Raw genomic sequence first — 22612 nt, 5'->3', positions numbered from 1 at the left:
TGTGCCGGGCGACGACGAGGTGGCCGTTCACGACGACCCGATGGAATCTCTCCACTCGTTCGACCCGACAATCGACTTGGCGGCAATCCTCGATTCCCACGGCGTACCCGCCGACGACATTGCCGCGGCGCGCGCCGAGGGGTCTCGAGCTCTGGCCCTCCTGGCCATGGAACACATCCTCTTTCCCGATCGTGGGCGGCTGACTCCTGCCGAGCTGTTCGAACGGGTCGAGACGGACTCGGAAGCCGTCCGGGCACTGTGGCGGGCCCTCGGTTTCGCCGGGCTCCCCGAGGACCAGCCCGCTCTCTACGTCGACGACCTCGTCGCGCTCCAGAGCGCGGAGCAGATGCTCATCGACGGCACGGTCGACGAGGAGACGGTCTTCCGCGAGGCCCGTGTGATCGGACGCTCCATGGCGCGGATCACCGAGAGCTACACGAGCGCACTCATGGAGCAGATCGAGGCCGCACGCGCGGTCGATCCCGATCTGCCCGGCGACGGTGACCTCCTCGTGCAGGCTGCCTCGCAGACGGCGCCGCTGATGGAGGAGCTCGTGCGTTACCAATTCCGTCGGCACCTCCTCGACTCCTTCCGGCGGACCCTGCTGGGCGCATCCGACAACGAGTCCGGAACCGACCACACGGTGGGCTTCGCCGACATCGTGGGCTTCACAGCCTCGGTGCTGGTCCTCAGCTCCGTGGACCTCGGGCGACTGGTCGAGCGGTTCGAGGCGATGGCCACCGACGTCGTCTCGCGGTACGACGGCCGTGTCGTGAAGTCGATCGGCGACGAGGTCATGTTCGTGATGCCGGACGCACCGACTGCGGCGTTCGTCGCCCTGGAGCTCATCGACCTGAGTCGTTCCGAACTCGGCGCCGACCTGCGCGTGGCCCTCGCGCGCGGACCGACCCTGGCGACACAGGGTGACTTCTACGGCTCGACCGTCAACCGTGCGGCACGCCTCGTGGGCATGGCGTATCCCGGGACGGTGCTGATCGACGAGGCCGTTGCATCGGCACTCGACGAGCATCGGGGCAGGGATTTCTTCACGAAGCGGACATCGGATCACGACCTCGAGGGGTTGGGGAAGGTGAAGTCGTGGGTCCTGCGCCGGTGGCGAGCCCGAGGTGATCGGTGAGACTCCAACGGAACGGACTGACCCGGGGCCTGGTCGCCGGCGCCGTGGGCTACCTCGTCGGATCGTTCCCGTCGGCTGACCTCGCCGCACGTCTGGCCCCGGGGGAGGGACGGGATCTGCGTCGCGAAGGCAGCGGCAACCCCGGGGGTGTCAACGCCGGTCAGGTGCTGGGCACGACGTGGGGTGCGGCGGTCATCCTCGCCGACGTCGCGAAGGGCGCTCTGGCGGGCTTCGTCGGCCGGGGCATAGGTGGCGACGGTGGGGCGTACACGGCCGCAACCGCGTCCATCGCCGGGCACATTTACCCGCCGTGGACCGGGTTCCGGGGGGGCAAGGGCGTCGCGACGTCGGCCGGGGCATGCCTGGCCGTGTTCCCCGCGTTCTTCCCGATCGACGCCGCCGTTGCCGCGGCAGGCGTCGCGGGCTCCCGTCATGCGGAGCGCACCGTTCAGACCAACGCGGCGGTCTGGACTCTCTCGTCGCTCGCATGGTGGAGGGGCGACCTCCCCAATGGCTGGGGACCGCCCCCGAGTCGGGGTCTCGTGGCCTTTTCGGTCGTGGGCAGTGGGCTGATCCTCCACAAGTTCCGCTCGGCTCGCCGCCGGGGAACCGCGGCGTGACACCGTCAACCTCACTGCGTGATCCCGAGTTGGTGCGGAAACTGGCTCCATGACCCGGAAAACGCACCATCTCGGCAGGGGTTCACCGCGGACGGTGGCTTCTCAGGGGCTGACGGCCTCGATGGCGTCGCCGAGGACCTCGACACAGAGGTCGAGGTCGTCGTCGCCGATCACGAGGGGTGGGCAGAACGCGATCGTTGACGGTGGGATCGCCCGCGAGATCACGCCACGCTCACGCATGGCGTCGCGGACGGCGGCGACAGGAACATGGGCGGCGAGCTCCACGGCGCGTAGCGCCCCCTCACCACGGACCGACAGGATGCGCTCACCGTCGACCAGCGAGGTGAGGCCGGCAACGAGACGCTCACCCACGGTCACGGCCCGCTCGAGCAGGCCGTCCGATCGCAGGATGTCGATGGCGGCCACACCCGCTGCGCACGCCACGGGGTGACCGCTGTAGGTGTGGCCGTGCCGGAGCACGTACCCGGGATCCGCCTCCAGCCGCTCACGGACCTTCCGGCCGACGAGTACTCCGCCGAGGGGGATGTACCCCGACGTCACGCCCTTGGCAAAGGTCACGAGGTCGGGCACCACGCCGTAGCGCTCTGCGCCCCACCAACGCCCGAGCCTCCCGAACGCGCAGATCACCTCGTCGAAGCAGAGCAGCGCGCCGTGCTCGTCGCACAGCGCGCGTAGCCCTTCGAGGTAACCGGGCTCGGGTGGCCGGACGCCACCGGCTCCGATCACGGGCTCGGCGAGAACGATCGAGACCTCGCCGCCGCGCTCGGCCATCACGCGCTCGACATGGTCCAGGTCGTCGTGCTCCACCTCGACGCGAGGGAGCAGCTCCCCGAAGCCTTCGCGGTTGGCGGGCAGCCCCTGGGCCGACGTACCGCCGAGCGTGACCCCGTGGTAGGCGTGCTGCCGGCTCACGATGAGGGTCCGGTCCTCGTCACCACCGAGGAAGTGAGCCAGACGCGCCAACTTGATGGCGGAGTCGACGGCCTCCGATCCCGAGTCGGCCAGGAACACCCGCGCGCCCGGGAGCGGCGCCAGGGAGGCGAGCTCGTTGGTCAGCGTCTCGGCCGGCTCGTTCGTGTAGCGCTCGAAGGTGTGGAAGGCCTCGAGGGCCTCGAGCTGTGCGGTGATGGCCGCGATCATCTCCTGTCGCCCGTGCCCGACGCCGCAGTACCACAGCGATGCCAGGGCGTCGACATAGCGGTTCCCGTCGGCGTCGAAGACGACCGCGCCCTCGCCCCGCACGATCGTCGTGTAGTCGTCGGACGCCGGGGACGCGAACGGATGGAGGAACGCCGGTGGCACAGAGAGCTCCCGCGTAGTCGCTTCGGTACGTTGACGACCGGGTGTGAACGGCCGTTCACCCCTACTCTATCGGTGAGGATGCCGTCGCAGAGGCGACATGCCGCGTCCGGACAGCGACGAGCAGAACAGCGACGAGAGGACGAACCCGTGGCCGACGAGCCGGTCCTGGTGGCGGACGAGCGGGCGGTCCGCACCATCACCCTCAACCGCCCCGAGGCCCGCAACGCCATCAGCGCGACGCTCGACACCGCTCTGACGGCGGCGTTCCGAGGCGTCGCCTCTTCCGACGCCGTCGCCGTCGTGGTCCTCACCGGGGCGGACCCCGGCTTCTGCGCCGGTCTCGACCTGAAGGAGTTGTCGGAGACGGGGATCGGTGGGCGCAAGGGAGCGCCGGGAGACACGACGCGGGACAACTGGTACCGGTCTCTCCTCGACATCCCGCAGCCGGTGATCGGCGCCGTCAACGGCGCCGCGATCACCGGTGGGTTCGAGATGGCGCTCAACTGCGACTTCCTCGTGGCGTCGGAGCGGGCCCGTTTCGCCGACACCCACGTGAGGATCGGCGCGTTGCCGGGTGGAGGGATGAACTCGCTCCTACCTCGTGTGGTCGGCCCGCGCATGGCCGCCGAGATGACCTACACGGGGAACTTCATCGACGCCGCGGAGGCCCACCGCCTCGGGCTCGTGAACCACGTCGTTTCCCACGACGACCTCCTGTCGTTCACGGCCGAGATCGCGCACACGATCGCCGGGAACGATGCCGGGATGGTTCGACGCATGAAGCAGGAGTACCGCAGGTCGGTGTCGGGAACACTGGCCGAGGCAACAGCGGCCGAGCAGGATGCGTTCCGGTCGTGGACGGTCGACGCCCACGACATCGCCGGGCGCCGTGAGGCCGTCATGTCGCGCGGACGGAACCAGGCGACCGGCAGACCAGAGGCGGACGGATGAGCGTTGTGGACGAGCGCGCGGTCGTGGAGTCGGTCCCCGGGGACCTGTTCATCGGCGGCGAGTGGCGACCGGCAACAGCATCACGGACGCTCGACGTGGAGGATCCCTCGACCGCCGAGATCCTGGCTTCGGTGGCGGACGCCTCGCCCGAAGACGCCGTCGCGGCCCTCGGCGCCGCTTCGGCCATCCAGCCGCGATGGTCGGCGGTGGCGCCACGGGAGCGCAGCGAGATCCTGCAGCGCGCGTTCGTTGCCATGACCGAACGCGCAGAAGACCTCGCCGTCCTCATGACACTCGAGATGGGCAAGGCACTACCGGAGTCCCGCGCCGAGGTGGCCTATGCCGCCGAGTTCCTCCGGTGGTTCTCCGAGGAGGCCGTCCGCATCGGTGGTGACTACTCCGTGGCGCCCGACGGCTCGGGTCGCCTGTTGGTGATGCACCAGCCCGTCGGCCCGAGCCTGCTCATCACACCGTGGAACTTCCCTCTCGCCATGGGAACGCGCAAGATCGGCCCTGCGGTGGCGGCGGGCTGCACGGTGGTCTGGAAGCCGGCGCAACAGACCCCGCTGTCGGCTCTGGCGCTCGCAGAAATCTTCGACGAGGCGGGGTTGCCCCCGGGGGTTCTCAATGTGATCACGACGACCGACCCGGGTGCCACGGTGGAGCCGCTGCTGGGAGACCCCCGGCTCCGCAAACTCTCCTTCACGGGTTCCACCGCGGTGGGCCGCCGACTGCTGGCGGGTGCCTCCGATCACGTGTTGCGGGTGAGCATGGAGCTCGGTGGCAACGCCCCCTTCCTCGTGTTCGACGACGCCGATCTGGAGGAGGCCCTCGACGGTGCGATGACCGCCAAGATGCGCAACATCGGTGAGGCGTGCACGGCGGCCAACCGCTTCCTCGTGGCCCAATCGATCGCCGACGAGTTCACCGAGCGGTTGGCGGAGCGTATGAGTTCCCTCCGGGTGGGTCGCGGCGTCGAGGAGGGCGTCGATCTCGGGCCACTCGTGGAGGATCGCGCACGCGACAAGGTGCACGGTCTGGTCACCGATGCACTCGAGCACGGGGCGCGTGCCGTCATCGGCGGGGCACACATCGAAGGCCCCGGCTACTTCTACGAACCGACGGTGCTCGCCGAGGTCCCGACCTCGGCCGACATGTTCCACGAGGAGATCTTCGGACCTGTCGCGCCAGTGACGACCTTCGCGGGAGAGGAAGAGGCCGTCGAACAAGCGAACGACACCGAGTACGGCCTCGTTTCCTACGTCTTCACCCGCGACGTGAAGCGTGCGTTGCGCGTGTCCGAGGCGCTCGAGACGGGCATGGTCGGGCTCAACCAGGGAATGGTCTCCAATCCGGCGGCACCCTTCGGCGGGGTGAAGGAATCCGGCCTCGGTCGGGAGGGTGGAACGGCCGGGATCCTCGAGTTCCTCGAGACGAAATATGTGGCGGTCAACCTGTGACGAACCGGTGACGCCGCAGCTCCGTGTGATCGAGGTCTCGGGCGGCCCGCAAGAGCGGGGCCGCGCGCACGGAGAGGAGGCACGTGAGCTGATTCACGACGTCATCGGACGGTGGCACGACGACATCGCCCTCGACGTCGGGGAGCGCGTCGACTCCTATTTCGAGGAGTTTCTCGACACCACCGACTTCCGCACAGCGATCCGGCGGTGGACTCCCGACCTGCTGGAGGAGGTCACCGGGATCGCCGAGGGAGCGGGCCTGTCGGAACCGGCATGCACGGCCTGGCAGCTCCTCGACGAGGAATGGTGGTACCGCGAGCGCTACGTGGCGCGGCGTGTCGACGCCGCCGAGCATTGCAGCGCGGCCGGTGGGTCGGCGTCGGAAGGCCACAGGATCATCGGCCAGAACATGGACATCGAGGCGTACCACGACGGCTCCCAGGTCCTCCTGCACTCGCGGGCGACCGGTGCGGTTCCCGAGTCGCTCGTGGTCACGACCGCCGGGATGATCGGTCTCACCGGGCTGAACCGGGCCGGTGTCGGCGTGTGTGTCAACTCGCTCCCGGAGCTCGCGCCCTCCCCGACGGGCCTACCGGTCGCCTTCGTCATCAGAGGTGTCCTGGCGTGCAGCACTCTGGGGGCCGCTGCCGAGTTCCTCCACTCCGTCGCGCACGCCTCGGGCCAGAACTACCTCGTGGGCTCGCCGAGCGGCATCGTCGACGTCGAGTGCTCAGCAGGCCGGGCACAGGAGCTCGACACACGGGCCGGGAGGGTCGTCCACACGAACCACCACCTGGCGAACGACGACCTCGCCACCGATCGCCCGAGTATCGCGACGGCGACGCATCGGTCGCGGCGGCCACCCTCGACGACCCGGCCGCGCTTCGAATTGCTCGCCGAGCGGCTGCTGGACGATTCGGAACCGTTCTCGGTCGAGCGGCTGCGCGACGCGTTGTGCGACCGGTCGACGCCGGTGAGTGTCGTGCCGTCGGGGGTGGGCGACTTCATGACGTTCGCCTCGGTCGTCATGGACCTGAGCGACGAACCGGTTCTCCACGTCGCACCCGGCCCACCCGATCACACGTCGTTCGAGACCCACACGTTCGAATGACCCGTCGCGCGGGCCCGGCGGCCTCTATCCCTCGGGCCCGACCTGGGCCAGGGCGTCCGCCCGGGCGCGGGCGACGTCGCGTGGGTAGCTGTTGAGGGCCAGGAGGATGATCAGGGCGTTCAGGAGCACGACCGGCATGGCCGCGAGGAAGGCCACGCGCAGGTCGGTGGCGTCGGAGATCGCCCCGATGACGAGCGGTGCCGTGGAGATGGCGAGGACCCGGATGATCGAGAACAGCGCGTCGGCGCGCCCCCGGAGCTGCGGGACGAGGATGTCGAGCCACATGGCCCACAGCGGGGCGATCGGCACGGAGACGAGGAACCCCGCGGCGACCAGGAAGGCAACGGCGACAACCGTGTTGTCGAGGGCGAAGCCGGGGACCGACATGAACCACGCTGCGGCGTAACACACGGCGGCGAGCTTCACGCGGTCTCGCCCGCGCCCCACGGCCGTCAGCCGGTCGCCCGCCCGGGCGCCCACGAGCAGCCCCGCGAGTGCCGCAGCACCGAAGATGACGGTGACGCCCCCGGCACCGGCGGCACTCATGTCGTGGAAGCGCCGGAAGAACGTCGTCACCCACGCACCGAGCCCGGTCGAGGCGAACAGGCCGACCGAGGCCGCCACGACCATCACCCAGGCGGTTCGTGTGCCGACGATCCGTCTCAGTGCCACTCGCAACGGGGCACGGTGGTAGTCGATGGCGTCGGGAGCCGTGTCCGGCGTCGCTGTGGACGGGGAACCCACCGCTCCGGACCTGGTGTCCGAACCGGCGAAGTCGGTGGTCTCCCCCCGGGCACGGGCGAGCTGCTGCTCCGCCTGGTGGAGTGCATCGGGAAGACCCCGTTCGGGCTCCCTCAGCACCCGCAGCACCACGGCCGCGCTCACGAGCCCGAGCCCACCGAAGACGAAGAAGGGTGCCCGCCAGCCCAGTGCGGTGGCGATGACCCCGGCGATGCCGGCGCCGAGGGCCGAACCGATGATCTCGAAGGACCTCCAGATCCCCATGACCCGGCTGCGTCGCTCGACGGGGTACCAGTCGCCCACGAGGGACAGCGAGCTCGGCCCGTTGGTCGCCTCGATGGAGCCGAGGAACATCCGCGCCACGAAGAGCATCGCGAACGACGTGGCGGCACCCTGCCAGAACATGGCGAGCGACCACGGCAGGAAGCCGAGCGCGATCAGCCACACGCGCTTCCAACGGTCGGCGAGGATCCCGCAGGGGATGACCGAGAGTGTCGCGACGACCGTGTAGGCGGCGACGAGCGACCCGAGAGCGGTGTCGCTGACGCCGAACTGCGTCTTGATGTCCTCGAAGACGACCGCCAGCACGGCCCGGTCGGCGAAGTCGATGGCGCCGACGGCGATGATCACGCCGAGGAACGTCAGCGGGTACGTGGGGAAGCGCCCGCGTAGCGACGAGACCCGGGTTTCGAGCTCGGCGGTTCCCGGCCGTGGGCTCGCGGCGTCGTCCATCGGTGCAGGACGCTAGCGTGAACACGCGTTCACCTCTGATGATGGAGGACCCGCATGGCGCTGAACAGCATTCGCATCGACCGCGACCAGGAGATGACGACGCGCGACGGCACCGTTCTGCGTGCCGACGTGTACCGCCCCGAGAGCACCGGGAAGGTCCCGGCCATCGTGATGCGCACGCCCTACGAGAAGGCCAACACCTCCATCGACCAGACGCGCTTCCTTCCTCCGCTCACCGCGTGCGAGAAGGGCTTCGCCGTCGTGATCCAGGACATCCGTGGCCGCTTCGCGTCGGAGGGCGAGTGGGACATCGTCCATCTCCACGCCGCCAACGTCGAGGACGGGGTCGACTGCATCGAGTGGGTGGCGTCCGAGCCCTGGTGTGACGGCAACGTCGGTATGACAGGCGGCTCGTACGTCGGAGTCACCCAACTGGCCGCCGCGGCCGGTCGGCCGTCGTCCCTGAAGGCCATCGCTCCGTGGCTCCTCGGAATGCCCGCCGAGCGCGCCATGCGCCACAGCCTCCCGCTCGAGTCGATGACGGTCGGCTGGCTGGCGGGCCTCGGCGTCGACAACGTCATGAAGAAGATGGAGTCCGGTGAGGCGAACACCGACGACCTGACGAAGCTCGCGGAGGCGATCACCGACCCGGCGCGGCCGTCGGAGACGCTGCCCCTGTCCGATCTCCTCAACCTCCAGACTCCGGGAAACCCCTCGTACGCGGAGGTGGAGGAGATGCTCGTCCACGCCAACGTGGAGATCGAGAGGCACTTCGAAGCCTTCGAGGTACCGGCGCTGTGGTGCTTTGGCTGGTACGACAACGCCGGTGGGACCGAGATGTTCGAGACGATGGGATCCGCGGCTGCAACGAGCACCGCCCGCACAGAGAGCCGCATGATCATCGGGCCGTGGACACACAACTACGCCCTCGACTTCGTCGGACAGTTCGGGGTCGGCGGCCTGGGCTCGGCGCCGGGAGGGGCCGTGCCACAGTCACACCTGACCTTCTTCTCGCGTCACCTGCGCGGCGAGGACGTCGACATTCCCGTCGTCCGCTACTTCGTGATGGGCAGCAACGTGTGGAAGACGGCCGACGCCTGGCCGATCCCGGGCACCGAGTTCCGCGACATGTACCTGCGGTCGGGCGGGCAGGCGAACACGTCCGAGGGTGACGGGCGTCTCGACCGTGAGCCTGCGTCGGAGGGGGAGCGACCCGACGCGTACCGCTACGACCCGATGGACCCTGTGCCGGCGTGGGGGTTCCGGGTCATGTACACCGGAGGCTCCGTCGTCAACGGTCCGCACGAGCAGACCCGTGTGGAGCGACGCGGCGACGTGCTCTGCTACACGTCCGAGGAGCTCACCGAGCCGTTCGAGATCGCCGGTGACGTCGTCCTGCACCTGTGGGCGGCATCGAGTGCGGTGGACACCGACTGGATCGTGAAGCTGTGCGTCGTCGACCGGGACGGCCTGTCCGCCAACCTGGCCGACGGGTACATGCGGGCCCGGACGCGCAACGACTGGCAGGATCCGGAGCTCATGGAGCCGGGGACGCCGTACGAGTTCACGATCAGCCTCGGCCAGACGGCGTACCGCTTCGAGCCGGGCCAGCGGGTCCGAGTCCAGGTGACCTCCTCGGCGTTCCCGCACTTCGTCCGGAACATGAACACGGGCAAGCCCATCGCCGACGACACGGAGGCCACGGTGGCCGAGCAGACGGTCCTGCACGACCCCGAGCACCCGTCGCGGGTCGTGCTGCCGGTCCAGCCCGCCGCCGAGGACCTTGCCGCGGAGCGTCTGGCCGGGGCGATGGCCGTGATGCCCGCCGTGCTCGACCGCTGACCACGTCGTGGCGGCGGCCACAGTTGCGTGAACGAGCGTTCACACGCTAGACGTTGTGGGGAACGGTCGCCGCCGGAGGAGAAGCCCGATGGACAACGGACGGAGCCTCGTCGGGCTCAGCGCCTCCGGGATCGCCCGCGCGGTGCAGCGGCGCGGGGTCGCTCCCACCGACGTCGTGCGCGCGCATCTCGAGCACATCGGGGCGTTCGACTCCATGCTCGGCGCGTTCCAGGTTGTCGACGCCGAGCGGGCCCTGACCGCTGCTGCCGCACTGGAACAGCGTGACGATCTCGACCGGCTCCCCCTGGCGGGTGTCCCGGTCGCCATCAAGGACTCGATCGCCGTCGAGGGCCTCCCGTGGCGCCGTGGATCGCTCGCCACGCCGGCCGAACCGGCGGACCACGACGACGGGATCGTGCGCCGGATCCGGGCCGCAGGCGGCATCGTCATCGGCAAGACGAAGATGCCGGAGTTCGGCACCTCGGCGTGGACCGACTCGGCCTTCGGCGTCTCACGCAACCCCTGGGACCTGAGCCGCACGCCGGGTGGATCGTCGGGGGGGAGCTCCGCAGCTGTGTCGGCGGGCCTCGTTCCCGTGGCGCACGGAAGCGACGGTGGCGGGTCCATCCGGATCCCCAGCGCCTGCTGCGGCCTCGTCGGCATCAAGCCCGGCAGCGGGGTCGTTCCGAGTGAGATCGAGGGTGGTGGCTGGCGCGGGCTGTCGGTCGACGGCCCGCTGGCCACGACGATCGACGACCTGGCTACGACGCTCAGCGTGATGGCGGACCGGCCCGACCTGCTACGACCGGAAGCGCCGACGGGTGGGCTCCGCATCGGCTGGTCCGTGGCGGTCCCGGCCCAGGGGCACACCCTCGATCCGGTGATCGGCGCGGCTGTGCGCGAGACCGCCGTCCTCCTCGCCGGCGCGGGTCACGAGCTCTTCGAGTCCGATCCCCCCGAAGGGAGAGGCACGCTGCTCGGGTCGGGCCTGCGCGCCTCGGCCGGTATCGCCGACTCCGCGCAGGGCCTCCCGATACGGTTGATCGAGCGGCGCACACGGTTGTACGTGCACGCGGGGCGGATCGTGAACCTCCTGGGGCTCGTGAAGGACGACCAGCGCGATCAGTGGCGCGCCGAGGTCGGGGCGTTCTTCGAGGACATGGATCTTCTCATGACACCGACACTCGCGAGACCGCCGATCCCCGCCGAAGGATGGTGCCGCCGGTCTGCGCTCGCCAACGCCCGTGCCGCCGAGTTCGTTCCCTTCACCGGTCGCTGGAACCTGGCGGGCTATCCGGCCATGTCGGTCCCGGCGGGCGTCCACCCGGACGGGACGCCGCTCGCCGTTCAGCTCATCGCTCCCGACGGTGGTGAGGAGCTTCTCCTCTCGGTGGCGAAGCAGCTCGAGGACATCCGTCCGTGGCGCCGCCACGCCCCGCTCGTCGATCACCTCCTCGACCCCGCCGCGGGCGAACCCGCGCCGTAGGCCCACGACCGGGTCGGCGCTGTCCGCTGTGACGATGTCGACCGGGGCGGTGATGTACGACCTCGTCTGCCGGTACGCCGCGCTCGGGAACCACCGGACGGGCACACCGGCCGATGACGCGACGCGGGATCTCGTCGCGGCGGCGCTGGAGCGGCGAGGCGCGGCCGTCGAACGGGTGCCGTACACGTTCGACCGCTTCGAGGCGACCGCCTCGGTGGTTGCCGACGGTGCCCGGGTTCCCTGCCTCCCTCTCTACTACTCGGGAACCGGGTCCTTCTCCACTGATGCGCCGTTCGTGGCGTCGTTGGAGATGTTCCGTGGCGTCGCGGCCGTCGATCTTCGGGAACGCCGCCACGACGCACGCGACGTGGGCGCAGAGATCGCGGTGCTCGCCACCGGTCGGGGAGAGGGACCGGTCGTCGCGGAGAATGTCGTTCCCGAGGTCGACGACGGCCCGGTGACCGTTCTCGTGGCCGGGTCCGACGCGGAGCGGGTGGCAGCGGGCCCCACGAGCGCCGAGGTCTCGGCGCAGCTCGTCGCCGGGCGCAGCGAGACGGTCGTCGCCCGCCTCGGCCCCGTGGGTGAGGATCCCGTGGTCGTGACGACTCCGCTCACGGGGTGGTTCACGTGTGCCGGTGAGCGGGCCACCGGGATCGCGGTGGCGCTGGAGGTGGTGTCGGATCTCGCCGTCGGGGGCCTACCCGTTCTGTTCGTGGGCACGACGGGCCACGAGCTGGAGCATCTGGGAGTTCGTCACTGGCTCACCGCCTCGGAGGTGGCACCACGCGCGGTCCTGCACTGCGGGGCGTCCCTGGCGGCGGGGGCCGTGACCGACGGTGTGTGCGAGCTGTCCGACCTGCGACTCGCCATGAGCAACGTCGACGACGACTCGCTCCGTCCCCTGGCCCGGGCGTTGTCGCCGGTCGGCCTGACGACGGTGCCCGGTCCGGGCGACTGGATCGGGGAAGGGGAGCAGTGGAGGCGGTTCGCCGTCCCGCTTCTCTCGTGCACCGGCGGCTTCGACCGGTTCCACACACCTGATGACGTACCCGAGGCGGTCACGGCACCCGAGGCTCTCGAGGCCGTCCGGGCAGCGGTCATCGAGGCGGCACGCGTCCTGGTCGACGCCGACATACCCGGTCCGTGACGACGCCGCGACGGTTCCACCTCGTCGCGAGCGCCCTCAGGGCGTGCGGATCTCGACCCGGGTGTGGGGAAACGGGAACGCGCCGCGGGCGACGGCGCGCGAGGTCTCGTTGTCCCGGCGGGGCACCCCGAGGGCGAGCGTGATCTCGATTCGGCCGTCCGCCCGGACGGTGCGCTGTTTCGACACGGGCGGTTCGCCACCCGCTGTCGACGTCACGCCGACGGTCGTTCCGGGCTCGAACCGGGCCGGGGTCGTGACGTGTGCGGTTCCGGTGCCGGCGATGGTGAAGTCCCGCCCGTCGGTACGCGACCGCAGGAGGTGGAGGAACTCGGTGTTGGGGCGCTCGGTCTCCACGTCGTATCCCCACACCGAGAAGGCCGGATCGGCGTTCTTGTAGGAGAACGTCTCCGGCTCCGGCACACCCTGCTCGAAAACCGTCTCCATCCGTTCCCGGAAGAACCGTCGGAACGTCGACCGGCCGATCGAGTGGTAGCCGGTCGTCGTGACATAGGTGAACGGCACACCCGCTTCCGTGAGCCGGTGCGCGATCTCGTCGTTGACGCGCCGCTGGACCGTCTCCATGGTGACGTCGGAGCGCGACCCGATCTCGTCGGGTGCGTACGGGAGGTACTCCTCACCACTCTCCGTGCCGGTGCCGATGACGACGACGAGCTCGATCCCGCTCCCCGCGACGTTCGGGGCGAGATCGAGGAGGTTGTTGTTGCGGTAGTGGATCTCGTCGGCAGGGAGAGGCCGGAAACCCTGGCTGCGGTTGTAGATCAGCCAGCGGACACGCCGGCGGGACATGTGGTCCTGCATCAGGCTGAGGACGCCGCTCGAGCACCCGACGAAGCCGAAGCGGTCGGGGTGACGGAACCCCTGGATCGCGGCACCGCCACCACCCATGGAGTGCCCGATGACGGCGCGCCCGGCCCTGTCGGTGCGCGTGCTGAACAACGCCTCGATGAGTGGCATCGCCTCGTCGTGGAGGTGCGTCTCGGCGGCGAGGCCGGGGGAGCGCGGCCCGTCGACCCAGTTGCACGACGGGCACCACGGCGGCTTGCCGGCATCGGGCGCCACGACGAGGAACCGGGCGTCGTCGAGGAGCTCGTCGAAGCCCATCGTCTTCGGCCCGACGGCGCGTTCGCGCCCCGACGAGATCAAAGGCCTGCGGCCCCGGTCCTCCGCGCGCGCGACGAGGCGCTTCAGCAGCGGGTGGGTGAAGGGGGTGACGGTTCCGTGGAGGAACCAGCACACCGGGAGGGGATTGCCTGCACCCCGGTAGTGGTCGGGAACCCAGACCATGCACTCCGTGCGGCGACCGAGCACCGGGCTGTCGAACGCCACGATGAGGACGCGCTCCTCGTCGCGGTGGGGCGTGACGACGACGTCCCAGGACGAGAACGGCTCCCCGAGATCCGCTGTGCCGGTCTCCATGCCTGCTCCGTTGCCGAGTGAGCGGAACCTAACAGTCGTGGCCCGCAGCGCCGGTCGCGCACGGCGCCGTGGCGCCTCGGGTTGCACCGGAGCACACATGGTGCTTAACTTAGCCTCACCTGAGTTATCTCAGGTGAGCCTCTACTGACGACAGATCCGGAGGGCCGCATGCACGCACCGCCGACCGGGCTCGCAGACCCGGAGAACGTGAGGACTCCGACCGGGGAGCAGGGTCTCATCCCGGGTGACTCCCTGCCCACGGACCGGGTGCCCGGCCACTGGCTGCTGGCGCGTCTCGGCAAGCGCGTCCTGCGCCCCGGGGGCCGTGAGCTGACCGACCTTCTGCTGGGCTCACTCGACATCGGTCCCGACGACGACGTCGTGGAACTGGCCCCCGGGCTCGGCTCGACCACGGAGCTGGTCCTGGCCCGGAACCCGGCCAGCTACCGCGGGGTCGACCGCGACCCGGTGTCGACCCGTCGCGTGGCGGCGGTGGTGGCGGGTCCCGGCCGGTCCGTCGTCCACGCGTCGGCCGCAGCCACCGGGCTTCCCGACAGCTCGGCCGACGTGGCCTTCGGCGAGGCGTACCTCACGATGCAGCCGGAGCGCCTGAAGCGCGATGTCGCCACGGAGCTGGCGCGGATCGTCCGCCCCGGGGGTCGGGTCGGGATCCACGAGGTCGCCTTCGCCGATGACGCCATCGACGACGATCGACGGTCCGCCGTCAACAGCGACCTCACCGCCTCGATCAAGGTGAGTGTCCGGCCCGAGACTGTCTCCGGGTGGGTCGGGCTCCTGAGCGATGCGGGCTTCGACGTTCACGAGCGCTTCACAGCGCCGCTGCACCTCCTGGAGCCGCGGCGCCTCGTCGCCGACGAAGGGATCGTGGGCGCGGCCCGGTTCGGCGCTCGCGTCGCTCTCGATTCCGACGCGAGACGACGCGTTCTGGCCATGAGATCGGCCATGCGCGCGAATGCCGCCGACCTCCAGGCCCTCGCACTCACGGCGACGAGACGAGGTCGGTGAGCGGGGGTGTCGCTGCGCCGGTGGATCCTCGTGGTGAGCGCGGCTCTCGGTGTGGCCGTCGTTGGCACGGTGGCCTACGCGGTGTGGCCCCGGCGGGCCACACCGTTCACCGAGGAGGAAGCCGTCGCCGACTTCCGGGGCCGCCCGGAGAACATCGCGTCGTCCGACGGCGCCGCCGGTGAGCGGGAGGTCCCCGCCGAAGGTGTGTACGTCTTCTCGGCCACGGGCGGCGAGGACGTCAAGCTCGGGCCCTTGCCCGCCCAGTCGCGGCCCTATCCCGACGTGGTCCCCGTCGTCGTGGTCCACACCGAGCCGGGATGTTTCACGGTGACGTTGAACCTCCTGGACCAGCACACCGAGGACACGACGTACTGCACCGACGGCGCGGAGTCGTTGCGGCTCGACACCCATGTGAAGCATCAGGAGGTCGGGGCGCTGTCGCCGACGGCGACGATGACCTGCGATCCGAGCCGACTCCTCGGGCCCGACGCACCGGCGCACGACCTGCACTGCCGGCTCGTTCTCAGCGGTGGCCCGGTCGATCTCACGGCGGACGTCGACGGCGTGGCACGTTCGTCGCGTCCCGTGGTGACGCAGGTCGGCGGCGCCGACATCGACGCCGTACGCCTCGACTCGAGCTACGGGATCTCGGGCGACCTCGACGGCACGTGGGAGGAGTCCCTGTGGCTGCGCGCGAGCGACCTGCTCCCGCTGCGCATCGAACGTGACCTCGACCTCGAGGGCCTCGCGACCTTCGAGGAGCACTCCACCCTGGTCCTGAGCGACCTCGAACCGGCCACGTAGGGCCGGTCGGAACCCATATCAGATCCATGATGTAGATATCACGAATCAGATATACTGGGTGTCATGAGGATGACCGTACCCGTCACCGCCGGGCGGGACCCCACGGGCAGCGTGGCCTCGCTGATCCGCTCCGCCCGCGATGCGGCGGGCCTCACCCAGGCCGCCCTCGCCGAGCGGCTCCACACGAGGCAGTCGGTCGTCTCGCGCTGGGAGAGCGGCCGCGACGAGCCCCGGCTCTCGACGCTGGCGCGGATCATGAGCGCCTGCGGCCTGTCACTGTCGCTGGTCGTGGAGCCCGAGGGCGTCGACCGCGCCCAGCTCCGCGAGCAGCTCGCCATGACCCCGTCGGAGCGCCTGGCGTCGGTCCGTAACCTGAGTCGTACGCTGGCGGGCGCGCGTCGGGTCGGCTGATGCCGGCGCCCCTCGATCCGGAGTGCCTCGTCGGCGTTCTCGACACACACGACGTCGACTACGTGCTGGTCGGTGGTCTGGCGGGAGTACTGCACGGTTCGACCGCCATGACCAATGACGCCGACATCGTCCCGGCGGGCGACCGCGACAACCTGGAGCGTCTCGCAGCAGCCCTGCGCGATCTGGATGCACGCCTTCGCTCCCCCGACGCACCCGGGGGAGTCCCGTTCGAGCCGCACCCGGAGTTGCTGGCCTCGATGGCGACACTGAACACGACGACGCGCTGCGGCGATCTCGATGTGACCTTCGCACCGACCGGGCTCACCGGCTACGACGCCCTCGCGGCAGGGAGCGTCGAGTTCGACATCGCCGGACACCGGGTCCGGGTCGCGTCGCTGGCCGACATCATCTCGTCCAAGGAGGCTGCCGATCGTCCCAAGGACCGCGCCACGCTCCCGATCCTCTACGCACTCGACGAGGAGATCCGCCGCAAGGATGGCTGACCACTTCGTCCGCGCCACTCGGTAGCCTCGCGACGGCCATGACGAGATCCCGCGAGATCGCCCTGTCCCGGCTCGCCGACGAGCACTTCGACGTGCTCGTTGTCGGTGGCGGCATCACCGGTGCAGGCGTCGCACTCGACGCCGTGACGCGTGGGCTGCGGACCGCACTGGTGGAGCGCCACGACTTCGCGTCGGGCACATCGTCGAAGTCGTCCAAGTTCGTCCACGGCGGCGTCCGCTATCTCGAGCAACGTGAGTTCCGACTCGTCTACGAGGCGCTCGCGGAGCGACAGGTGCTGTTGCGCAACGCACCCCACCTCGTGCGGGTCCTGCCGTTCGTCCTCCCGGTGTACGCCCGGGGAGGCGTCGTCCCGCGGAAGCTCAGCCGGGCACTCGGGACGGCGATGTGGCTCTACGACCTCACCGGTGGCGCCAGGATCGGCCGCCGGCACCAGCGCCTCGCCGTCGACGAGGCCCGTTCGCTCATTCCGACGCTGCGGCCCGAGGGCCTCGCCCCGTCGTACCTCTTCTACGACGCCCAGGCCGACGACGCCCGCCTCACCCTCACCGTGGTCATGACGGCGGCAGACCTGGGGGCAGCCGTCGCCAACCATGCAGAGGTCGTGGGGCTGAGGCGTTCCGGGGACCGGGTGGTCGGGGCCGACGTCGTCGCCGACGGCTCCGAGATCCCCGTCGCCGCATCGGTGGTCGTCAACGCCGGGGGCGTGTGGAGCGACCGGGTGCGTTCCCTCGAGGACGGTGCCGACCCGGGTGATCTCCGTCCGGCCAAGGGGATCCACGTGGCCGTGCCGTGGGGCAGGGTGCGCAACAGCGTGGGGTCGATCATCCCCGTGCGCGGTGACAGGAGGTCGATCTTCGTCGCCCCGTGGGGTGACGTCGCCTACTTCGGGACCACCGACACCGACTACGACGGCCCGCTCGACGACCCACCGTGCACCCCCGACGACGTCGACTACCTGCTGTCGGCGGCCAACGGACTGCTCGACGTCGACCTCGACCGCAGCGACATCGTCGGATCGTGGGCCGGATTGCGCCCGCTGCTGCATGGAGCGGGCTCGGAACGCACCGCCGACCTGTCTCGGCGACACGCGGTCCATGAGTCCGCCGCCGGTGTGATCACGGTCACCGGCGGGAAGCTCACGACCTACCGTCGCATGGCGAGTGACGTGGTCGACAGGATCATGACGAGACTCGACCGGCGCGGCCGGTGCCGGACCCGCACGTTGAGGCTCGCGGGCGCCGAGGGCATTCGCCGGTCGTCGCCGGGGCCGGAGCCGGGAACGGCCGACCACCTGCTCGGGCGCTACGGGAGTGGGGCGGGTGCCATCACCGAGCTGGTGACGGCGGATCCCGAGCTCGGTCGGCCTCTCGTCGAGGGGCTTCCGTACCTCCGGGCGGAGGCCGTGCACGCTGTCCGCGACGAGTACGCCCGAACGCTCGACGACATCCTCTCGCGTCGGACCCGCGCCCGCCTCTTCGGGCGCGACGCATCGGCGCGAGCGGCGCCCGACGTGGCGGTGCTCGTCGCACCCGAGCTCGGGTGGGACGCCGGCGACGTCGAGCGCGAGGTCGCCGACTACCGGGCCTCCGTTGCAGCCGAGCGCGACGCCGCCGGGCTCCCCGAGACCCCGTCGACCACCGTCGACCAAGCGCTCACTGCAACCTCATGAGGTTCCTGGTGCTCGATGCCGGCACGAGCTCGGTTCGTGCGTCGCTCATCGACGGCCCGACCGACCGCGGCACGGCCGAGGTCGTGACCGAACACGCGCGGCCGCAGCTACCGTCGTCACCGGCCGACGGTCTCGTCGAGTTCGACGCCGCCGCGATGGCGGCTGCCGCTCTGGATGCGGCGGGCGAGGCGCTCGACACCGGGGGACCCGTCGAGGCGATGGCGGTGGTGAACCAGCGTGGGTCGGCAGTCGTGTGGGACTCCCGGACGGGACATCCCGTGGCGCCGGGCCTCGGGTGGCAGGATCTCCGCACCGTGGGCCGGTGCCTCGAGCTGAAGGCCGAGGGCATCGATCTCGCACCCAACCAGACCGCCACCAAGATCGAGGCCCTTCTCGCAGGCACAGGTACGGCGGACACCGACCCGTTGCTCGCCGGTACCGTCGACACGTGGCTCGTGTGGAACCTCACCCGGGGCGAGCACCATGTCACCGACGCCACGAACGCGGCGGTCACCGGGTTGCTGGCCGACAGTGGATCGGCGTGGGACGAGTCACGCCTCGCGACGTTCGGGATCCCGGGCCACCTCATGGCCGAGGTCGTCGACACGACGGGCGTCGTGGGACATGCCGCTGCGCTCCCGGGTGCACCCCCGATCGCCGGCATCGCAGGCGACCAGCAGGCCTCACTCGTGGGCCAGGGATGCGTCGCCCCCGGCGACGCCAAGATCACGTTCGGCACCGGGGCGATGCTCGACGTCGTGGTCGGCGCCGAGCGACCGTCGCAGGGCGTCACGGCGAGCGGTGGCTACCCCATCGTGGCGTGGAGGAAGGACGGCGTCGACATGTGGGGCCTCGAGGCCATCATGCTGGCGGCGGGCACGAACGTGGAGTGGTTGCGCGACGGCCTCGGTCTCCTCGCCGACGTGGCCGACTCCGCGACCGTGGCCGCAGAGTGCGACGACACCGGCGACGTGTTCTACGTCCCGGCGCTGCTCGGTCTCGGAACGCCCTACTGGGACTTCGGGGCGCGAGGCACTTTCGTCGGGCTCACCCGCGGAACGGGAAAGCCGGAGGTCGTGAGAGCGGTCCTCGAAGGGGTGGCACACCGGGCCGCCGATTTGGTCGACGCGGCGACGGACTCCGGCCTGGCGATCGACGCGTTGCGCATAGACGGCGGGATGGCGGAGAACGACGTCTTCGGCCAGGCCGTGGCCGATGCCACGGAGCGGCCGGTGGAGGTCGCTCCCGTGCGCGAGGCGACGTCGCTCGGAGGTGCCTTTCTCGCAGGGCTCGCGTCCGGTGCATGGACAGACATCGGGGAGCTCGCCGCCACCTGGTCGCCACGCGCTCGCTTCGAGCCCCGGGGCGAGTCCCGTCGCGACCGTTGGAAAGAGGCCGTGGGGCGCGCCGGCGGCTGGCACCCTGCGCTGTCGGAGCTCGACCTGCGGCCGCGCTAGCGGGAGCTCGCCGACACCGGCGGCCGACGGTCGGCCCACGGCCGGGCCTGTTCGACCTGTGCCGACACCCGGAGCAACAGGTCCTCACCTCCGGTGGCGGCGATCAGCTGGGAGCCGATCGGCAACCCCTCGTCGCTCCAGGTGAGAGGGAGCGAGACCCCCGGCTGGCCCGTCATGTTGAACGGTGCGGTGTAGGCGGCCATCGTGCTCTGGCGGAGGATCCCGTCGAGGAGGTTGTCGTCGTCGGGGACGAGCTCACCGAGCTTCGGCGGAACGGTGGCCAGCGTGGGGGTGAGGAGCAGATCGAGGCCGTCGGTCCACAACGTCACGACACGGCGCGTCCACGCGTGGAGCTCCTCGATGGCGGTGATGTAGTGCGCCGCGGAGAACTCCGCGGCGTTGTCGGCGTAGAAGGCCGTCATCGGCTCGACGTCGGCCGACGTGATCTCCCGTCCCAGACGTCGTCCGAACGCGTCGAGATCCGAGCGGACCCACGACGACATCAGGACCACGAAGTGCTCCAGGACCGAGGCGTCGTGCAGCGCCGCCGTGTCGGCGGGCTCCACGTGGTGGCCGAGGGACTCGAGGAGGGCGCCGGTGTCCTCGGCCGCAGCCGCGCATGCCGGGTCGGTGTCGCTGAGCGGGCTCTTCGTGAGGATCCCGATCCGCAGCTTCCCGGGATCGGTGCCGACCTCCCGGGCGTAGGGACGCTCGGGGAGTGGCTCGCGGTAGGGGTCGCCCGGAGCACTGCCGGCGATCACGTCGAGAACGGCAGCGGAGTCGCGTACCGTGCGTGTGAGGACGTGCCGCACGACGAGACCGTTCCAGGGGTCGTGCTCGTCGGGGCCCATGGAGGTGCGGCCGCGGGTGGGCTTCAGGCCGAAGAGACCACACGCGCTGGACGGGATCCGGATGGAGCCGCCGCCGTCGCCAGCGTGCCCGACGGGAACCATGCCCGATGCAACGGCGGCTGCCGATCCACCGCTCGACCCACCGGGCGTGTGCTCGGTGTTCCACGGGTTGTGGGTCGGTCCGAAGGCGCGGGGTTCGGTGGTCGGCATCAGGCCGAGTTCGGGGGTGTTGGTCTTCGCGATCGGGACGAATCCGGCGTGCCGGAGCCGGGCGAAGAGGTAGGAGTCGCGCTCGCCGGTGAGCCCCACGTCCTTGAGGAGCTGCATGCCGTGGCACACGGGATCGCCGGCCGACTCGCCGTCGTGGTCCTTGAGGACGATCGGTACCCGCGGAACGGCCCGTCGGGAAGTCGGCGGCGGCCGACGCCCGGGCCTTCTCGAAGAGCGGGTGGATCACGGCGTTGAGCTCCCCGTTGAGCTCTTCGACGCGTGAAATGGCGGCCTCGACGAGCTCGGACGGGCTCGCCTCGCCGGAACGGACGAGCTCGGCCTGGGAGGTGGCGTCGAGGAACGGGTCGTTGTGCTGTGTGTCGGACATGGGCGGCACGCTACCGCCGTTCGCAGGTTGGCTCCGCAGTGGCGGTCGACACCGTTAGGGTGACGGGCGATGTTCGACGACGACGGCTCTCCCCATCCCCTCGACACGGTACGACCCGGCGCCGACTACGACCCGGAGATCGGCGGGAACCCCCAGCAGTTCCACGCGTCGATGCGCGACGAGGCAGCGGTGACGCGTGTCGAGGAGATGGGCATGGCGCTGCTCACGCGCCATGAGCACGTCCACTGGGCGCTCCGCTCCCCGGAGCTCTTCTCCTCGCAGTTCGACGCCGTGCAGATCGGCCAGGTCCGTCCGCTGATCCCGCTCCAGATCGACCCACCCGAGCACGTTCAGTACCGCCGCCTCCTCGATCCGCTCTTCGCCCCGCGCGAGATGGCGTTGCTCGAGGACGACATCCGGAGCCTGGCGAACGACCTCGTCGACGGGTTCATCGAGGACGGCCGCTGCGAGTTCGACTCGCAGTTCGCCATCCCGTTCCCGTGCACCGTCTTCCTCCGGATGCTCGGGCTCCCGCTCGACGACCTCGAGCTGTTCCTGCGATTCAAGAACGACATCATCCGACCGGTCGCCGACGACGCCGAGGGCGATAAGGCGATCCGTGACGCCACGGGCCAGGAGATCTACGCCTACTTCGAGGAGGTGATCGAGGAGCGCTCCCGTGACCGCCGCGACGACCTCATCTCGGGATTCCTCGACGCCGAGGTCGACGGCCGCACGCTGTCCCGCAACGAGATCCTCGACATCTGCTACCTCTTCCTCCTCGCCGGACTCGACACCGTCACGGCCTCCCTCGGGTGTGCCGTCTCGTACCTGGCGCAGCGTCCCGACCGCCGTGATGCCCTCGTGGCCGACCCGTCGCTGATTCCCGGCGCGGTGGAGGAGCTGCTGCGCTGGGAGACGCCGGTCCCGGGCGTTCCGCGTCTCGTGATGGAGGACGTCGACGTCGACGGCGAGACCCTCACCGCCGGCGAGACCGTGACGTGCCTCCTGGCGTCGGCCAACACCGATGACCGCCACTTCTCCGATGCCGACGTCGTCGACTTCGAACGCGAGTCGAACAAGCACCTGGCGTTCGGTGGTGGTGTGCACCGCTGCCTCGGGTCGCACCTGGCACGCCTCGAGATGCGCGTGGCCCTCGAGGTGCTCCACGGGCGTATCGGCGACTACGTCCTTCCCGACGGTGAGACACCGCGGTACTCGCTGACGATCCGTGAGGTGGAGTACCTCCCCCTGGAGTTCACGCCGGGGGAGCGCCTGTGAGC

The 22612-nt window shown here is 70.3% G+C and carries 19 protein-coding genes; 15 read left to right on the top strand and 4 right to left on the bottom strand.

The genetic code is table 11. The features are described from left to right. Position 1: 1 nt before the first annotated feature. Together R3A49_08795 and R3A49_08790 are read left to right on the top strand one after the other, a co-directional pair. Positions 2–1138: an adenylate/guanylate cyclase domain-containing protein gene (locus tag R3A49_08795; protein MEZ5170826.1), complete on the top strand. Its 1137-nt coding sequence runs from the start codon at positions 2–4 to the stop codon at positions 1136–1138. After that, complete coding sequence (locus R3A49_08790; GenBank protein MEZ5170825.1) at positions 1135–1758, top strand: glycerol-3-phosphate acyltransferase; 624 nt, start codon at positions 1135–1137, stop codon at positions 1756–1758. The genes R3A49_08795 and R3A49_08790 overlap by 4 nt, the downstream gene beginning before the upstream one ends. 102 nt (positions 1759–1860) lie before the next feature. On the opposite strand, the gene R3A49_08785 is transcribed toward R3A49_08790, so the two are convergent. After that, positions 1861–3081 (bottom strand): aminotransferase class III-fold pyridoxal phosphate-dependent enzyme, encoded by a 1221-nt coding sequence (locus R3A49_08785; protein ID MEZ5170824.1) that lies wholly within the window; start codon positions 3079–3081, stop codon positions 1861–1863. Positions 3082–3228: 147 nt separating this feature from the next. Between R3A49_08785 and R3A49_08780 the strand changes: the two genes are divergently transcribed. From R3A49_08780 to R3A49_08770, 3 genes are read left to right on the top strand one after another with little or no spacing between them, the layout of a single operon-like run. Next, positions 3229–4032, top strand: a complete 804-nt coding sequence (locus tag R3A49_08780) for an enoyl-CoA hydratase (GenBank protein ID MEZ5170823.1) — start codon at positions 3229–3231, stop codon at positions 4030–4032. Then, a complete protein-coding gene (locus tag R3A49_08775) occupies positions 4029–5492 on the top strand; it encodes an NAD-dependent succinate-semialdehyde dehydrogenase (GenBank protein ID MEZ5170822.1) in 1464 nt (487 codons plus the stop codon). Before R3A49_08780 ends, R3A49_08775 begins: the two co-directional genes overlap by 4 nt. 7 nt (positions 5493–5499) lie before the next feature. Further along, a complete protein-coding gene (locus R3A49_08770) occupies positions 5500–6603 on the top strand; it encodes a C45 family peptidase (protein MEZ5170821.1) in 1104 nt (367 codons plus the stop codon). Between the two features lie 24 nt (positions 6604–6627). Here R3A49_08770 and R3A49_08765 read toward each other — a convergent pair whose 3' ends face one another. Then, on the bottom strand, positions 6628–8076 hold the full coding sequence (locus tag R3A49_08765) for an MFS transporter (protein MEZ5170820.1): 1449 nt from the start codon (positions 8074–8076) through the stop codon (positions 6628–6630). Between the two features lie 54 nt (positions 8077–8130). Here R3A49_08765 and R3A49_08760 point away from each other — a divergent pair, with 54 nt between their 5' ends. The 3 genes from R3A49_08760 to R3A49_08750 all read left to right on the top strand — a co-directional run bounded on the left by R3A49_08760 (position 8131) and on the right by R3A49_08750 (position 12551). Then, positions 8131–9918: a CocE/NonD family hydrolase gene (locus R3A49_08760; GenBank protein MEZ5170819.1), complete on the top strand. Its 1788-nt coding sequence runs from the start codon at positions 8131–8133 to the stop codon at positions 9916–9918. 88 nt (positions 9919–10006) lie between these two features. Further along, positions 10007–11404: an amidase gene (locus tag R3A49_08755; GenBank protein ID MEZ5170818.1), complete on the top strand. Its 1398-nt coding sequence runs from the start codon at positions 10007–10009 to the stop codon at positions 11402–11404. Between the two features lie 28 nt (positions 11405–11432). Then, complete coding sequence (locus R3A49_08750) at positions 11433–12551, top strand: hypothetical protein (GenBank protein ID MEZ5170817.1); 1119 nt, start codon at positions 11433–11435, stop codon at positions 12549–12551. 36 nt (positions 12552–12587) lie between these two features. Here R3A49_08750 and R3A49_08745 read toward each other — a convergent pair whose 3' ends face one another. Then, positions 12588–13988 carry an alpha/beta hydrolase-fold protein gene (locus R3A49_08745; protein MEZ5170816.1) on the bottom strand — a complete coding sequence of 467 codons (1401 nt, stop codon included), beginning with the start codon at positions 13986–13988 and terminating at the stop codon, positions 12588–12590. 168 nt (positions 13989–14156) lie between these two features. Here R3A49_08745 and R3A49_08740 point away from each other — a divergent pair, with 168 nt between their 5' ends. The 6 genes from R3A49_08740 to R3A49_08715 all read left to right on the top strand — a co-directional run bounded on the left by R3A49_08740 (position 14157) and on the right by R3A49_08715 (position 19880). Beyond that, complete coding sequence (locus tag R3A49_08740; protein ID MEZ5170815.1) at positions 14157–15014, top strand: methyltransferase domain-containing protein; 858 nt, start codon at positions 14157–14159, stop codon at positions 15012–15014. A gap of 6 nt (positions 15015–15020) precedes the next feature. After that, positions 15021–15818 (top strand): hypothetical protein, encoded by a 798-nt coding sequence (locus tag R3A49_08735; protein MEZ5170814.1) that lies wholly within the window; start codon positions 15021–15023, stop codon positions 15816–15818. Positions 15819–15881: 63 nt separating this feature from the next. Then, positions 15882–16229 carry a helix-turn-helix transcriptional regulator gene (locus tag R3A49_08730; protein MEZ5170813.1) on the top strand — a complete coding sequence of 116 codons (348 nt, stop codon included), beginning with the start codon at positions 15882–15884 and terminating at the stop codon, positions 16227–16229. Beyond that, on the top strand, positions 16229–16732 hold the full coding sequence (locus R3A49_08725) for a hypothetical protein (protein ID MEZ5170812.1): 504 nt from the start codon (positions 16229–16231) through the stop codon (positions 16730–16732). The genes R3A49_08730 and R3A49_08725 overlap by 1 nt, the downstream gene beginning before the upstream one ends. 38 nt (positions 16733–16770) lie before the next feature. Further along, positions 16771–18423, top strand: coding sequence for a glycerol-3-phosphate dehydrogenase/oxidase (locus tag R3A49_08720; GenBank protein MEZ5170811.1), 1653 nt, complete (start codon positions 16771–16773; stop codon positions 18421–18423). Further along, complete coding sequence (locus R3A49_08715) at positions 18420–19880, top strand: FGGY-family carbohydrate kinase (protein MEZ5170810.1); 1461 nt, start codon at positions 18420–18422, stop codon at positions 19878–19880. The genes R3A49_08720 and R3A49_08715 overlap by 4 nt, the downstream gene beginning before the upstream one ends. On the opposite strand, the gene R3A49_08710 is transcribed toward R3A49_08715, so the two are convergent. Continuing rightward, entirely contained in the window at positions 19877–21058 is a 1182-nt protein-coding gene (locus tag R3A49_08710) for an amidase (GenBank protein ID MEZ5170809.1), read from the bottom strand. The two genes, R3A49_08715 and R3A49_08710, sit on opposite strands and share 4 nt — an antisense overlap. Before the next feature lie 340 nt (positions 21059–21398). Between R3A49_08710 and R3A49_08705 the strand changes: the two genes are divergently transcribed. Beyond that, complete coding sequence (locus R3A49_08705; protein ID MEZ5170808.1) at positions 21399–22610, top strand: cytochrome P450; 1212 nt, start codon at positions 21399–21401, stop codon at positions 22608–22610. Positions 22611–22612: the final 2 nt, after the last annotated feature.

It is taken from the genome of Acidimicrobiia bacterium (assembly GCA_041394025.1).
GTDB lineage: Bacteria > Actinomycetota > Acidimicrobiia > IMCC26256 > JAOSJL01 > JAOSJL01.
This window is presented reverse-complemented; position numbering and strand designations above follow the sequence as displayed.